General features: G+C 46.9%; 13 protein-coding genes. 5 read left to right on the top strand and 8 right to left on the bottom strand.

The window, feature by feature from the left end; translation table 11 throughout:
- The first annotated feature begins 150 nt into the window (after positions 1 to 150).
- Positions 151 to 1308 (top strand): GGDEF domain-containing protein, encoded by a 1158-nt coding sequence (locus tag L4D76_RS06075; protein ID WP_428440025.1) that lies wholly within the window; start codon positions 151 to 153, stop codon positions 1306 to 1308.
- A gap of 76 nt (positions 1309 to 1384) precedes the next feature.
- Here L4D76_RS06075 and L4D76_RS06070 read toward each other — a convergent pair whose 3' ends face one another.
- The 4 genes from L4D76_RS06070 to aspA all read right to left on the bottom strand — a co-directional run bounded on the left by L4D76_RS06070 (position 1385) and on the right by aspA (position 7691).
- Entirely contained in the window at positions 1385 to 3277 is a 1893-nt protein-coding gene (locus L4D76_RS06070; RefSeq protein WP_428440024.1) for a protein-disulfide reductase DsbD, read from the bottom strand.
- A 191-nt stretch (positions 3278 to 3468) separates the two neighbouring features.
- Entirely contained in the window at positions 3469 to 4365 is an 897-nt protein-coding gene (locus L4D76_RS06065) for a LysR family transcriptional regulator (protein WP_428440023.1), read from the bottom strand.
- Between the two features lie 459 nt (positions 4366 to 4824).
- On the bottom strand, positions 4825 to 6126 hold the full coding sequence (locus L4D76_RS06060) for an anaerobic C4-dicarboxylate transporter (protein WP_428440022.1): 1302 nt from the start codon (positions 6124 to 6126) through the stop codon (positions 4825 to 4827).
- Between the two features lie 104 nt (positions 6127 to 6230).
- The gene (gene aspA / locus L4D76_RS06055; RefSeq protein WP_428440021.1) at positions 6231 to 7691 is read right to left on the bottom strand and encodes an aspartate ammonia-lyase; all 1461 of its coding nucleotides are present in this window, start codon (positions 7689 to 7691) and stop codon (positions 6231 to 6233) included.
- A gap of 578 nt (positions 7692 to 8269) precedes the next feature.
- Here aspA and L4D76_RS06050 point away from each other — a divergent pair.
- Entirely contained in the window at positions 8270 to 8827 is a 558-nt protein-coding gene (locus L4D76_RS06050) for an FxsA family protein (RefSeq protein WP_428440020.1), read from the top strand.
- Between the two features lie 98 nt (positions 8828 to 8925).
- Here L4D76_RS06050 and L4D76_RS06045 read toward each other — a convergent pair whose 3' ends face one another.
- Entirely contained in the window at positions 8926 to 10299 is a 1374-nt protein-coding gene (locus tag L4D76_RS06045) for an MATE family efflux transporter (RefSeq protein WP_428440019.1), read from the bottom strand.
- A 223-nt stretch (positions 10300 to 10522) separates the two neighbouring features.
- On the opposite strand from L4D76_RS06045, the gene L4D76_RS06040 reads away from it, so the two are divergent.
- Positions 10523 to 10813, top strand: coding sequence for a co-chaperone GroES (locus L4D76_RS06040; protein WP_428440018.1), 291 nt, complete (start codon positions 10523 to 10525; stop codon positions 10811 to 10813).
- A 41-nt stretch (positions 10814 to 10854) separates the two neighbouring features.
- The gene (gene groL / locus L4D76_RS06035; RefSeq protein ID WP_428440017.1) at positions 10855 to 12492 is read left to right on the top strand and encodes a chaperonin GroEL; all 1638 of its coding nucleotides are present in this window, start codon (positions 10855 to 10857) and stop codon (positions 12490 to 12492) included.
- Between the two features lie 1097 nt (positions 12493 to 13589).
- Here groL and epmB read toward each other — a convergent pair.
- Entirely contained in the window at positions 13590 to 14612 is a 1023-nt protein-coding gene (gene epmB, locus L4D76_RS06030) for an EF-P beta-lysylation protein EpmB (protein WP_428440016.1), read from the bottom strand.
- 34 nt (positions 14613 to 14646) lie between these two features.
- Here epmB and efp point away from each other — a divergent pair, with 34 nt between their 5' ends.
- Entirely contained in the window at positions 14647 to 15213 is a 567-nt protein-coding gene (efp, locus tag L4D76_RS06025; RefSeq protein WP_428440015.1) for an elongation factor P, read from the top strand.
- Between the two features lie 144 nt (positions 15214 to 15357).
- On the opposite strand, the gene frdD is transcribed toward efp, so the two are convergent.
- The gene (frdD, locus tag L4D76_RS06020; protein ID WP_048899877.1) at positions 15358 to 15720 is read right to left on the bottom strand and encodes a fumarate reductase subunit FrdD; all 363 of its coding nucleotides are present in this window, start codon (positions 15718 to 15720) and stop codon (positions 15358 to 15360) included.
- Positions 15721 to 15730: 10 nt separating this feature from the next.
- On the bottom strand, positions 15731 to 16114 hold the full coding sequence (frdC, locus tag L4D76_RS06015; RefSeq protein WP_428440014.1) for a fumarate reductase subunit FrdC: 384 nt from the start codon (positions 16112 to 16114) through the stop codon (positions 15731 to 15733).

The raw sequence follows: 16114 nt of genomic DNA, 5'->3' as shown, positions 1-16114 counted from the left end.
CATTTCGATTAAGGTATCACTGCGATCAAGGTAGATCAATTTGTTAACACCCAAGATCAGAGCTGGATCAGTCCTTAGGTTAACCATGATGTTGTTGTAGTTAAGTTTTTGAACATTAAGTCGCTTTGTAATGAGGGAATGTAATTATTAATGGGCCAAGGGATGATCCGACAGATTGATCAACGAAATGATGGTCAACGTTATTTTGAACAACAACAATTTCAACGCCAGGAGCAAGGCTGGAAGTTAATCATTGGTACGTCAGTATTGTTATTAACGTTAGTGGCATTGGAGTTGTTTTGGTTGGTGCCGACTGCGACCAGTTCAAGTAAATCTGCATTCAGTGGATTTGTGGCGGTGTTTGGCGTTATTGCCTCTATGCTATGGCTTCTTGTTCAGGCCATACCATTTAAAGTTCGCTGGCAAAGTGTCTCCGTCGCATTGGCGTGTTTATTAGGCGGGGGATGGGCACTGCTCTTTCCATTGCTGATCCAGCAATCTCATTTCTTTACCGTTTATGTGTACAGTGATCTGTTTATTTTCCTCTCGGTGATCGCGTTTTTTAGTTACCGACCTGCACTGTATCTCGCGGTTGTACCGATCCTCTGTTCGTTATTAGTGACGGATATGTATTTCGGTTATACCAATGATGCGATAACATTTTTGAGTATGGGTAGTCGACTCATTATTATTATTGTGGTGCGAGAGTGCCTTTATCATTGGTTTCAAGCCTCAGTCTGGCATGAATTTGAAGAGCAACGGCTACGGCAGGAACTTGCATCCGTAGCGTTGATTGATCCGGTTACGGGACTGCAAAATGATAAACACTTTGAGCTAATGCTGGATCGGGAAATTATGGCCGCCCGTCGTCATAACAGCGATCTCACCGTGATGATGGTCAATATTGAGCCGCTGCGTTTGTATGCCATGACGTGTGGTCACCAGGCTTGTGAATGTCTACTTAAGCGCGTCACCAAAGGATTACGGCGAGGGGTGTACCGACCGCGGGATTTTATTGCCCGTGTCGGCAGCAGTGAATTTGCTTTGTTGCTGCCCGATACCGATGCCGTCGGTGCTGAGATAGTTGCCGAGCGCGTGCAAAGACATGTTCACCGCTGTTGCGATAGGTTGGTGAAAGGGGAGTTAGAACAACCGATGGCCATAATGATTTCAATTGTGGAATGGGCGCCAAACATAAACATGAGGAAAATGCGTAAGTACATGGATGATGCCAGTAACCATTTTAATGTTGATGAGCAGCAGGAGTTGGCAGATTGCGTGTCGTGCTATGAACCGGTAAAAAAGTGAACTATTCCTGATGAAAAAAAGAGCACTTGATGTGCTCTTTTTTATGCTCCTAATCCTATAACTCAGCAGCGATAACTCAGTTGGTGAGCCGTTGCTTATTTAGGTGTTGAAGAAAAGGCTTGGCTTCCATGAATCCAGTCAATCGAGCATTAGGGACTCGGTTTCCTTGGCCGTCCCAGAAATCGAGAGTCGGTAAGCCCAGTACGTCTAATTCCTGTAGTAGCTTGATGTCTTGAGGCGAGCTAGATGTGACATCTGCTTGCAGCAAAATAAACTTGTTTAGTTCAGGGGCAACGGCTGGATCGTGGAAGGTGTATTTCTCAAACTCCTTACATGCCACACACCAGTCAGCATAGAAATCCAACATCACGGGTTTGCCCTGGGCTTTGGCCTCGGCAAGTGCTAAATCCAGCTCATCAATATTGCTGATACGGACAAACTGAACTTGTACAGGTTTGGCTGTTACGGAAGATTGAGTCTCTGTTATCCGCTGATATAGCGGCTGAGTCGCCGCGAACAGACCCACAATTGCTATCACGGCCAATGTGCTGCTACGCCACGATACCGGCATAGTGGTTTTGACATGATATAACCAACCAAATGCTGCAATCCCTAATACTGACCATAGATACGGAACCAGAGTATGCGGCAGAATACGTTCTAACAGGAAGATTGGTACCGCCAACAGGATAAAACCGAAGAAGACTTTTACGTGGGTCATCCAGTTGCCCGCTTTAGGTAGCAGTTTGTTACCGAACATCGCCGCCAGGATCAGTGGTATCCCCATCCCGATAGCCAGTGCATACAAAGCAACTGCGCCTGTCAGTAAGTCACCGCTTTGCGCGACATAAATCAATGCACCGGATAATGGGGCTGTGGTGCATGGCGAACAGACCAAACCAGAAATCGCCCCCATGGCGAATACGCCGCCGATGTGGCCACCTTGCTGCTTGTTACTCAGGCCATTGAGCCAGGTCTGAACAGTGCTAGGGAGCTGCAGGGTATAAGCCCCAAACATCGACAGGGCCAGTAGTACAAACAGGACACTTAAGCCGATCAGTACGTACGGATGCTGCAAAGCCGCCTGGAACTGCATGCCAGCCGAAGCGACCACTAACCCCAGCAAGGTGTAGGTCAGCGCCATCCCCTGGACGTAAATAAAGGCCAGACGAAAAGCGCGGCCGTGGCTGAGCTTGCCGCCACCTAATACGATACCGGTCAGAATGGGGTACATGGGTAAGACACATGGCGTAAAGGCCAGCCCGACACCTAAGGCCAAAAAGACTAGGGGCGTCCACCATTGGTCGGCGAGATCGCTGGCCAGCTGATCTTGCTGCGTTGCCGGTGGAGGCGCTGTTGTACTTGCGATGTTTGCTGTGCCAAAACCGGTGACAGCGGTTGCTGCTTGCGTGTTAGTACTTACTTTTCCCTGTGGTGCTGCCGCTGTTGCTGATGGGATTGCAGGCGTCGAATTATTACTGTGTTTCGCAACGGCAGATAAAGGGACCTGGCGAATTTCGGGAGGATAGCAGAAACCGGCTTTGGCACAGCCCTGATAGCGCACCGTCAGGGTTGCCCCTTCACTCGCTTCTATCAGCGGCACGGTGACGGTCAGTGGATCGGTGTAAATGTTTACTTCGCCGAAGAACTCGTCTTTATAAGGCTTACCCGGTGGGATACCGAGTTGTCCCAGCGTTGCGTCATTAGCAGTAACCGAAAGTTGGTGCTGGTAGAGGTAGTAGCCCGGTTTTACCTGCCAGTCAAGATAGACTCTGTCGCCTTGCTGACTGAAGTTAAACGGAAAGGCCTCATCGACGGTCACAAACTTATTGGTATTGTTATCCGAAAATCCCGGCAGAGAAAATTCAGCCTGAGCAGGCAGGCTGAGCGCGCCGATCAGCAGGGTTCCCAATAAAACAAACAGGGAAACGATACGGGCAACCCCGTCATTTTTTTTCAATCCTATCATTCTCACTCGACTCGTCTGCAGGGCGTACCCGGAGGTAGCAGCAAGGGTATTTGGTTCAATATTATAAACTATACCCCTTAAGACCGGTTTATACAGTGATTGGTTTCATTTGAAAGAAACAATTCGCCTTATTGCAGTGTCATTTAACAACGACATTGAAACTGCTCTTTTATACCTTTTATCCGTCCGCTTTATTCGCCCGTAAGTGCATCACGCATGAAATCGGTAAAGCAGCGGATATGGCTTGGCACATAACCCAGGCGCTGATAAAGCATATAGATAGGGCGAGGCGGTGAATACCAGTCGTTCATCATGGTTGACAGTAAGCCTTGTTCCAGTGCGTCAGCCACCACGTAGTTTGGCAGACACGCGATGCCTAATCCTTTGATTGCGGCTTGTTTGACACTGTTAAGATCAGCGATGGCCATCCGTACCGGTGAGTTTATCCAGATTGTTTCCGGGCTGGCAGAATCAGCTTTACAAGTGAGTGCCCACTCAAACTCGGGCACTGTCGCCAGGCGGGCATGGCTATTGAGTTCGTCGGGATGTAAGGGGGTGCCGTGTTGGGCCAAATAGTGCGAAGAGGCCACTAAAGTACGCTGTGATTCACCAATTTTTGCGGCGGCAAAACTTGAATCAGGCTGATGACCGACGCGAAATACCACATCGTATTGTTCCGGGCTGTAATCATGCTGCTGGTTCGACAGATGGTTGAGCGACAGCGTGATCTCCGGGTATTGCACCAGAAACTGGTTAAATAGCGGCATTAGCTGATAAGTCAGCAATCCAACCGGTGCCGATATGCGTAGTGCACCACGAGGATTGTTATTACTGGTATCAATCAGCTCTGAGGTGGTGGCTTCCAGCTCGTCAAGCAGCGGCTGACAGCGTTCAAAATAATTCTGACCGAGCGGAGTGAGGGCGACATTGCGGCTGTCTCTGATCACCAATTGGCTACCGAGAGTCTCTTCCAATCGTTGTAACCGGCGGCTAAGTGTCGCCGGGGGGATGTCTAGCGCACTGGCTGCGGCTCTGAAACTTCCGTGTTGGGCAATCGCAATCAGTGTGCGCAGGTCATCTAACTTCATCCTATTTTTGCATCGCTGCATAACGCTTTTACCTCTATCGCATGGCTCACTCAATCATTACTATAGTGTTTCAGGTTCTCCTGTCTTGAGCCTGAACAGTAGCAAATTGAGACATGATATCGGATCAGCCGTTGGGGAATAACAGCGGATCCGGTCTGAACAAATACGCCGGGAATCGTATCTGCTCTTGGTCTTCGCCCTGGGATGGGGCGGAGACAAATATTCAAATTAAATCTCTTCGTAACTCTTTCTATCTCTTCGTAATGCTTCACTCTTTCTGAATGTTTCCTCTGTACTTGTATTAACCGAAATAAGGTATTGATGCGATTCATTCCGGCTTTATGCTTTTTCTCGTATCTCGTATCTCGTATCTCGTACCAATAAAAAAGGCTACCCGCAGGCAGCCTTTTCATGGTCTTGCACAATTGTCGCTATATCAACAATTGCATTATCAACCTGTTACAGGAAGATACCGCCTATTGCGAAGCCAAGTGTAACCGATGTTGAAATTGTCACCAGACCCGGAATGAAGAACGGGTGGTTGAATACCAGGTTACCGATACGGGTTGAACCTGTTTCATCCATTTCAACCGCTGCCAGCAGGGTCGGGTAAGTTGGCAGTACGAACAGTGCACTTACTGCTGCGAAAGAAGCGACAGCAGTTAGAGGAGCTACACCAATCGCCAGTGCCGCAGGCATCAGAGCAGTCGTTGTTGCGCCCTGAGAGTAAAGTAGCATAGAAGCAAAGAACAGAGTTACAGCCAGCATCCAAGGGTATTGCGCCAGGACTTCACCCGCCAATTCTTTGATTTCAGAGATGTGACCAGATACGAACGTATCACCTAACCAGGCAACACCCAATACACACACACAAGCACTCATACCAGATTTGAACGTTGCGGCATTGGCAATTTGAGATGCATCAATCTTAGTGAATGTAACGATAGCCATGGCTGCTGTCAGCATGAATACCATGATTGCATCATTACGGCCCAGTGCAGGGTCTTCGATCAGGCCGACAGCACTTGAAATCATAGTTGCGTAAGCAACTACCGCGACGATAGCAGCAATAAAAATGTAAGTTGCTGTTTTCGCTGTTGGCAGAATTTCACGTTTTGTTGCGCCCTGGATCTTGATCAAGCCTTTAGCCAGATTCTCTTGATAAACAGGATCGTCTTTTAGCTCACAGCCCAGGAAGTTAGAAACAAATGCACCCACCATACAAGCGGTAAACGTTGTTGGGATACAGATTGCCAGCAGTGTCAGGTAACCCACACCCAGTGGCTCAAGAATACCGGAGAAGAACACAACCGCCGCTGAGATAGGCGATGCGGTGATTGCAATTTGTGATGCCACAACTGCAATAGAAAGTGGACGAGAAGGACGGATGCCTTGCTCTTTGGCCACTTCAGCGATAACCGGCAGGGTAGAGAATGCAGTATGACCGGTACCTGCAAGCAGGGTCATGAAGTAAGTTACCATCGGCGCATAGAATGTGATGCGCTTAGGGTTTTTACGGAGAAATTTTTCTGCCAGATCAACCAGCCAGTCCATACCACCGGCAACTTGCATCGCGGCGATGGCAGTAATTACTGACATGATGATCAGGATAACGTCTACAGGGATATTACCTGCATCCATACCTAGAAAAAGGGAAAGTACCAGTACACCAGCACCGCCAGCAAAACCAATACCAATACCGCCGATTCTTGCGCCAAGATAAATAAACGCGAGAACGACAAATAGCTCTACACCAATCATAAGATTTCCTGTCTTTAAAGTTAAAAAATAAAATGGGAATTTGTAGCAAAAAGGGGGCGGGTTTTCGTCCTGAAAACCCGCCGAGTTATCTAGCTTTTGCGTTATTAGTTGTAACGCTTCGCTTTATATTCTGGATGCATCAGGTTTTGTACTGAGAAGATGTCATTAAGCTGCTCTTCAGTCAGAAGCCCACGCTCTAGTACGACTTCACGGACATTTTTACCTGTTTCTGCACAGATCTTACCTACGATGTCACCTTCATGGTGGCCAATGAATGGGTTCAGGTAAGTGACGATACCGATAGAGTTGAACACGTAGCTTTCACAGACATCTTTGTTCACTGTGATGCCCGTAATACACTTATCACGCAGGTTGATAGCGGCATTTTTCAGTAGATCGATAGATTCAAATAGCGCCTGACCGATAACAGGTTCCATGACGTTCAACTGAAGCTGACCTGCTTCTGCTGCGAAAGTAATCGTTGTGTCGTTACCGATCACTTTATAGCAAACCTGGTTCACCACTTCAGGGATAACAGGGTTTACTTTCGCGGGCATGATTGAAGAGCCTGCCTGCATTTCAGGTAGGTTTAGTTCGTTCAGACCGGTACGAGGACCAGAAGAAAGCAGACGTAAGTCGTTACAAATCTTAGACAGTTTAACGGCAGTACGCTTCAGCGCACCGTGGAGCATCACGTAGGCACCACAGTCAGACGTTGCTTCGATCAAATCTTCTGCCGGTGTACAAGGCAGACCGGTGATTTCAGCCAGACGCTGAACTGCCAGCTCCTGGTAGCCAGTTGCCGCATTCAGGCCAGTACCGATAGCGGTTGCACCAAGGTTAACTTCCAGCAGAAGTTCTGCTGTGTGGCTAAGGTTCTTGATTTCTTCTTTGATCAGAATGCTGAATGCGTTGAATTCCTGGCCTACGGTCATAGGTACCGCGTCTTGTAGCTGGGTACGGCCCATTTTCAGTACGTCTGCGAATTCTTCATTTTTCGCGTCGAAGGCACCTTTAAGGTACTCAAGTGCTTCAACCATTGTCATGATGCTGTTGTATACCGCAACGCGGAAGCCGGTTGGGTAAGCACAGTTAGTTGACTGACTTTTGTTAACGTGATCGTTCGGGTTAACGATGTCGTATTCGCCTTTCTCTTTGCCCATGAGCTCAAGAGCAAGGTTCGCGACTACTTCGTTGGCGTTCATGTTGACAGAAGTACCGGCACCACCCTGGAATACGTCTGATGGGAATTGATCCATGCACTTGCCTGTGTCCAGGATTAGGTCACACGCTTTGATGATGTATTCGCCAACTTCAGATGGAATCGCACCAAGTTCTTTGTTAGCCATTGCAGCAGCTTTCTTGGTGAAAATCATACCGCGGACAAAATCTGGTACATCAGAGATAGTGGTTTTAGAAATGTTGAAGTTTTCAACAGCGCGAAGAGTATGGATGCCCCAGTAAGCGTCAGCAGGAACGTGACGATCACCAAGTAGATCTTCTTCGATGCGGGTAGCAACATTCAGAGTTGCTTCATTTTTTTCAAGATCAATCATCTGAGACATGAGGTAGCCTTATGGGAATCTGCTAAATAAAATTCAAACGTTGAGCCAATTCTGAATTAAGAATCCGTTCCGCAGGAGTGTTGGCTAGATGATCGTACCTGACACCTTATGTGGGGCTGATAATACTCCCCTTGAATGGTAAAAACATAACCTGGATCACTTTTTTGACGCACATGAAAACAACTGCACAAAAACGAGATCGGCCTCACACTTACTTGTTAACAATAAGGAGGCTGAGTGTGTCAATAAATGATCGTAAGTGACGGAATGTGAAGGGTTTGTTGGTTTATTTTGATGTGCGTGAAGGCATTTGCACAAAACCGAAAGCGAATTTACGCATACTGTTAACGGTAGTGTGGCTTATGTGTCAGTAGGTGATTGAAAGTGACAGGATGTGAAAAGCTTGTTGGTTTATCTTTGGTAACTAATAATGCGGACTGGTAACGCGCACTGACGGTTGAAAAATGCCACAATACCCCACATTGATTAGACTATATAAAGATGCTGGTGTTTTCTGATGGCATTACCATCAGCAAGTGTTGACCAGTTAGTGACAGACAACCACAAAGGGGTGAGTCGTGTTTCCGGTATTACTGTTTCTGTTTATCGTTGTTCCCATTGTTGAAATTGCCTTATTTGTTCAGCTCGGCGGTTTCTTAGGACTATGGCCAACGATTGCTTTGGTACTGATCACTGCGGTGGTCGGGGCGTCGTTAGTGCGTAGTCAGGGCATTGCGACCTTGATGGCGGTTCAGACAAAATTGCAGCAAGGCGAACTGCCGGCTCAGCAAATTGTTGAAGGAGTTATGCTGGCGGTTTCAGGGGTATTACTACTGACTCCGGGTTTCATGACGGATGCGCTTGGTATGTTTGTTCTTCTGCCAGCCCCGCGGGCGATGTTGGCGCAGCAGATAATGAGCCGCGTAAAGGTGAAGGGTATGGCGTCAGGCTCTGGTTTTAGTGCCGGGTTTGGCGGTGGCCAGGGTTTTACTGGTCAGGGGCCTTTTGATCATGGTGCAGATCCTTTTGAATCACGCCGCGACAAAGATGCGAATAGTCAGGGTGATGTGTTTGACGGTGAGTTTGAGCGCAAAGACGATGACAAAGATAACGATCAGCAAAATCGTCTGCATTAACCATTAACCATTAACCATTAACTGATACATTAAAGGCAGCTCAGGCTGCCTTATTTGTTCATGCTGTTCATATTATAGAAGGAATACATCGCTGGTTTTTAACTTGCATATAATCCAGCTTGCCGACGTATTCTTAGCGCATAAAAGTAAGCGCTGATACCACTGACAATATTGGCGACAGAAACACCGATAAATAGCCCTTCTGTCCCATTAAGCTGACTGCCGAGCCATGCTGCAGGCAGTAAAAAACCAAATAACCGCAACAGATTCCACACCAGTGCGTGCATTGGTTTATGCATGGCGTTTAAGGCGCTGATCAGCAACATGCACACAGCCTGCATGCCATAGCTAACCGGCACGACGATCAAATAGTGCCATATCTGTTGCTGTACCGCGCTATCCTGGCTGAAGAGTGAGGATAGCGGCCAGCTTAGTGGCACCATCATAATAAAAACCAGCAACTGAAAAACAATCGCAAAGCGCATGGTGATAAACAATGCATGAAATGCCCGTCGTGGTTTATCAGCCCCTAAATTTTGCGCCATAAACGGCATTAAGGCCGAGCCCAAAGCCATTATCACGATCACCAGCAGAGATTCGATGCGCATTGCCGCACCATAAGCAGCAACAGACGTTGTACCTTGAACGGCCAGTATCGACATGAGCAGTGCGCCTGCCAATGGGTTCATTGCATTGGACAAACCTGCCGGAGTACCAATCTGCATTACCTGCCACCAGTCTTTACGAATACGTGTCAGTTGCGGCCAGGCCAGTAGTTTTTCACGCCTGATTAAAATATACAGGGAATTGATCAACGCGAAGGCCCAGCTGATCCCACTGGCAATGGCTGCCCCCTTGACGCCTAATTCTGGAAAAGGTCCGTAACCAAAGATCAGTAAAGGATCCAGAATGCCGTTGATCAATCCGGCCAGCATCATGATCTTGGCCGGGGTTTTAGCATCACCAGTTGCACGAATCGCACTGTTTCCGGCCATGGGTATCACTAACAGTGGAATGGCGAGATACCAGATGTTCATGTATTGGGTGATTATTGGCAGCAATTCCGGCGTGGCCCCAATCAAAGAAAAGAGGGGGGTGATCGTGACAGTACCCAGAGAGGAAGCGCTGATCATTAAAATGACCGCCAGCAATAATCCGTGGCTGGCAAAACGTGCTGCGCAATCATTCCTCCCCTGACCTAATAAGCGAGCTACACTGGTCGATATCCCCACACTGACACCCATGGTAATGCAGTTAAGGGCAAAGGTTACCGGAAAGGTAAAACTGACCGCTGCCAGCGCTTCTGTGCCTAACAGGGAGATAAAAAAGGTATCGACCAGATTGAACATTAAGATCGCCACCATCCCGAATACCATGGGCACGGTTAAGCGGCGCAATACTTCTGCGATAGGATCAGAGAGCAGTCCGTGCTTGTCAGACCGTATACCGGCTGATCTTTTTTCTGCTGACATAGTGGTCTCGGATTGGATTGGCAGGCTTACCCTAAAGCAAAGAGTGTGATCGGGCAAAAATTCTCGGAGAAATTTTCAAAAAAATAACAGCTAAAGGCTTGGGATCTAAAAAATCGACCCAACATGTCTAAGTATCAGAAAAACGCTATTTCATGAAAGTAAGCAGTTTGTTGCTTACTTCTCTTAATCTTATGGATCTTACCAAAATCTGGAGAGACGACCGATGAATATTCGTCCATTACATAACCGAGTTATCGTTGAACGCCAAGAAGTTGAATCTAAGTCTGCTGGTGGCATCGTTCTAACTGGTTCTGCTGCCGAAAAATCAACTCGCGGCGTAGTCGTTGCTGTAGGTAAAGGCCTCGTTCTGGAGAACGGCACTGTTCAGCCGTTGGACGTCAAAGTTGGTGATACTGTGATTTTTGCTGAAGGCTACGGCATTAAAACTGAAAAGATTGACGGCAAAGAAGTCCTGATCMTGTCTGAAAATGACATCATGGCAATCGTTGAATAATCCGTTCACTTCAAATAAAGAACTAAGAAAGGAATACAGACATGGCTGCTAAAGACGTTAAATTTGGTAACGACGCACGCATTAAAATGCTGGAAGGTGTAAACGTTCTGGCTGACGCAGTAAAAGTAACGTTGGGTCCTAAAGGCCGTAACGTTGTACTGGACAAGTCGTTCGGTGCACCAACTATCACTAAAGATGGTGTTTCTGTTGCGCGTGAAATTGAACTGGAAGACAAGTTCCAGAACATGGGCGCACAGATGGTTAAAGAAGTTGCTTCGCAAGCGAATGACGCGGCGGGTGACGGAACAACGACTGCGACTGTTCTTGCTCAATCTATTATCTGTGAAGGCCTGAAAGCCGTTGCTGCCGGCATGAACCCGATGGATCTTAAGCGCGGTATCGACAAAGCAGTTGTTGCTGCCGTTGAAGCGCTGAAAGAACTTTCAGTACCATGTGAAGACACGAAAGCAATCGCCCAGGTTGGTACAATCTCAGCAAACTCTGATGAGACTGTTGGTAACTTGATTGCAGAAGCTATGGAAAAAGTAGGCCGTGACGGTGTTATCACGGTTGAAGAAGGTCAGGCACTGCAAGATGAGCTTGATGTTGTTGAAGGTATGCAGTTTGACCGCGGTTACCTGTCTCCTTACTTCATCAACAACCAAGAAGCCGGTTCTGTTGATCTGGAAAGCCCGTTCATTCTACTTGTAGACAAGAAAGTATCGAATATCCGTGAACTACTTCCTGCTCTAGAAGGCGTAGCAAAAGCTTCTCGTCCACTGCTAATCATTGCAGAAGACGTTGAAGGCGAAGCACTGGCAACACTTGTTGTGAACAACATGCGTGGCATCGTTAAAGTTGCAGCGGTTAAAGCACCTGGTTTTGGTGACCGTCGTAAATCAATGCTGCAAGATATCGCTGTTCTAACAGCGGGTACGGTAATTTCTGAAGAAATCGGTCTAGAGCTGGAAAAAGTTCAGCTTGAAGATCTTGGCCAGGCGAAGCGTATTTCGATCACCAAAGAAAACACCACTATCATTGATGGTGCTGGTGAAGAAACTATGATCCAAGGCCGTGTTGCTCAGATCCGTCAGCAAATCGAAGACGCAACCTCTGACTACGACAAAGAGAAACTTCAAGAGCGCGTGGCTAAGCTAGCTGGCGGTGTTGCCGTCATCAAAGTGGGCGCAGCGACTGAAGTTGAAATGAAAGAGAAGAAAGACCGTGTTGAAGATGCACTACACGCAACGCGTGCAGCGGTAGAAGAAGGCGTGGTTGCGGGTGGTGGTGTCGCACTTATCCGCGCGGCATCTAAAGTTGCTGGCCTTGAAGGCGACAACGAAGAGCAGAGTGTGGGTATCCGTGTTGCGCTTCGCGCGATGGAAGCGCCTATTCGTCAAATCACCAAGAATGCAGGTGATGAAGAATCTGTTGTTGCTAACAATGTTCGTGCTGGTGAAGGCGACTACGGTTACAACGCGGCAACTGGCGAATATGGCGACATGGTTGAAATGGGTATTATTGACCCAACAAAAGTAACGCGCCTGGCATTACAGTTCGCCGCTTCTGTTGCCGGTCTGATGATCACCACTGAAGCGATGATTACCGATATGCCAGCTAAAGATGCTCCTGCAATGCCTGATATGGGCGGCATGGGTGGCATGGGCGGCATGATGTAATCATCCCCTAAGCTAACCGCTTGATTTAAAGACCCGCCTGATGGCGGGTTTTTTATGCCTTATAGTTTATTATTAGTACCTGGTTTTCCCCCTCGCAAGTTCATCAGGGAAATCCCTCCAAAAGCTGCACGCATTTTTAAGCCATTAAAATCAATCGCTTAGGTTTCAAGTTGGTATTCTGACTACGGCGGGCGAAAAAGTACATCATTTTACTGTTATTAGAATCAAAAGCTGAACATCACGAGGTTTTGAATCGTATTCTCTGCTGATCATCGTGAGCAGGGTTTACTATGAAAATTACCAGAAAAGCTGCACGCATGATGAATCATTTAATAATCAACAGCTTATGTGGCAATATTTCGTTTTTGGACTACTGGTGAGAAAGCGCTCATCTTTTGGGTGGATGTTGACTCAAAAGCTGTACGATGCGTTTATGATTACTGGTATTGGTAGTGATAGAGAAACCGTAGTTACGATTCTTTGAGTTGGAAATTCTTGAAATAGGTTCCTTCACGAAAAAGCCAGAAAAGCTGAGCGCAAATAAAAGTCATTTAAAACCATTGCCTTATATTGATAAATATCATTGTATTTACCGAAATGAAAATTGGTACATCTATTTGCTGTTTTGAGTGGTAATTGCTGCCCAATCGTGAGGTTGGTTGATATCCGAACAATAATGCGTGGTATTTTTGTATGTTAGGTTTACAGTGAAATTAACCAATAAAGCTGTACGGCTGATAATATCCCTGTTTATCAGTAGTTTATAGTGAAAATTATAACATAATGCTAGTCATGTTCCATTTGGTGCACCTTTTCGCTGGATTGGACTTCAAAAGCTGCTTGTCTATAGGCGTTAGCTTTTGAGTTGTAATGATCAAAAAGCTGTACGAGCGGTACTGCCTTTAAAGATCAATAGATTAAGGATGGTTATTTTTTACGGGTAAGAGGCTGGAAAATAGGAACAGCACTTTGTTGTAAATGACTGGAAATGCTGAACGCAAAGAAGTGATATTTCAATGAACACCTGCCAATGAATACGGGCTTACTCTGGATGCATTCATTGGCTTGGTGCGTTGGTTTCACTCTAAATACAGGCTTTACTCTAAATGTAAATCGAGCGGGGTTTTACTGGCGCGTCCGCCTATTTCACGAGTCAATTTAGGCACTAAATAGCCAGAGACATTCTGTAGCAAGCCTGCAATTAACTGACGAGCCTCTTGGTCGCTCACCATAAAATGGGCTGCCCCCTGTACTTTATCCAGCACATGCAGATAGTAAGGCAGAATACCGACGGCAAATAACGCTTCACTTAGCAAGGTCAGTGCGCCTACTGAATCGTTGACTCCTCGTAGTAGCACTCCCTGGTTCAGTAAGGTCACATTGGCCTGTTTTAATTTGGCCATTGCCGAGGCTAACTCATCATTAATTTCATTGGCATGGTTAATGTGGGTAACCAGAATCGCCTGCAATCGGCTGTTATCCAGCATGTGGCAAAGTTCAGAGGTAATACGAGCAGGAATAATCACAGGCAGGCGTGAGTGGATGCGCAGGCGTTTGATGTGTGGTATCTGTTCGATAGCGTTAATCAGCCATTGCAGTTCATGGTCTTTGGCCATTAACGGATCACCGCCCGAGAAAATCACTTCGTTGAGCTCTGAATGCCCGGCAATGTAATCAAGTGCCACTTGCCATTGTTTTTTGCTGCCTTTGTTATCTTCATAAGGGAAGTGGCGACGGAAGCAGTAGCGGCAATTGATCGCACAACCCCCTTTTACAATCATCAAGACACGATTTTTGTACTTGTGCAGCAGCCCTGGAATTGCGTTGTCCTGCTCTTCAAGTGGATCGAGGGAATACCCCTCGTGAACATCAAACTCCTGCTCAAGAGGCAGCACTTGTCGCAACAATGGATCGTAAGGGTTGCCAACTTCCATTCTTTCGACAAAGCTCAGAGGGACACGCAGCGCGAATAATTTCCTTGCCGCTAACCCCTTTTCCCATGGGTTGGGATCTATTTTCAGGGTTTTTAACAGTAGAAAAGGATCTGAAATCGCATTAGCTAGATCATTGAGCCATTTTTGCTCAACAGTTGATGCGTTTCGGGTTATTATATGCGGCATTAAATACAACTCGAAGATGGTTAAGAGGATAGAAATGGCGTCTTTCAGCACCAATGAATTCCGCAGCGGAATGAAAATTATGCTAGATAATGAACCATGTGTCATTATCGAAAACGAATTTGTTAAGCCAGGTAAAGGCCAGGCATTCAGCCGCGTTAAGATCCGTAAGTTACTTTCAGGCAAGGTGCTTGAGAAGACTTTCAAGTCTGGCGAGTCGGTTGAAGCTGCAGACGTAGTCGACATCGAACTTGATTACTTATACAACGACGGTGAATTCTACCACTTCATGGACAACCAATCATTTGAGCAATTAGCTGCTGATCTGAAAGCTGTTGGTGAAAATGCGAAATGGCTGGTAGAAAACAACACTTGTACGCTGACGCTTTGGAACGGTAACCCAATTATTGTGACACCACCAAATTTCGTTGAGCTAGAAGTGACTGAAACAGATCCTGGCCTGAAAGGTGATACTCAGGGTACGGGTGGTAAACCAGCAACGCTAGTAACTGGCGCAGTGGTACGTGTACCGCTATTCATTCAGATTGGCGAAGTTGTCAAAGTTGATACGCGTTCTGGCGAATACGTAAGCCGTGTGAAGTAATCACTGCTTACTGTTGGAAAAAGGTCGCTTAGGCGGCCTTTTTTGTGCCTGTTAGTTGCTTGTTTTCTGAAGTTTCACCTGGATTTTAGATATAAAAAAGCACCGCCGAAGCGGTGCTTTTTAAACCGGGTATCTTGATGATGGTTAGATCATGAAGACAAAGATAACAGCCAGTGCAGACACCAGGAATGCGGTCGCGTAACACGCGATTTTACCTGCCACACCGGTGTGGAATTTCAGGTCGTGCATACCGTGATGCAAGCGGTGCATGGCATGCCACATTGGTAGTGCCAGCGTAGCGATAGTAAATAGCGCGCCGATAATGCTGGTTACGAAGCCTGTTACACGCTCGTAGCTCATCGCTTCAGCATCAATCATGCCTAGCGGCACCATGATACCCAGAACAAGTACAGTTACCGGTGTTAGCATTGCGAACCAAGTACCACCAGCACCAAACAGACCCCACCATACTGGCTCGTCAGAACGTTTAGGATTTAGATTTACCACGTGGTTCTCCTTAAACTAGCACTAGAACGAATAGTGAGATAGCAGCAACTGCAGCCCACTGCGCCAGTACAACAATTTTCTTATCAAGTGCTTTGCCTTTGATTTTAATCGGCACTACTTGAGGCATCATGCTGAAGAATGTTTGTGCGTGGAACAAGCTGCCTAGAAGCGCAAGAATGTTCAAAACCACAACGATTGGGTTAGACATAAAGTCTAACCAACCAGCCCAAGCTTCAGGACCTTTCACCAGACTACCTAGACCAAAAGTCAGGCAGATAGTGAAGAAGATCAGCGGTAAAATTGTTGCTTCACGAACCATATAGAAGCGGTAGAAAGGGTGATCTTTCCACCAGGTGCGTGTCATTTCGCGAACGTAAGGTTTACGGTTGCTCAT

It is taken from the genome of Photobacterium sagamiensis (assembly GCF_050337085.1).
Lineage (GTDB): Bacteria > Pseudomonadota > Gammaproteobacteria > Enterobacterales > Vibrionaceae > Photobacterium > Photobacterium sagamiensis.
Note: the sequence above shows the minus strand (reverse complement) of the source record. Positions and strands in the feature narration are given on the sequence as shown.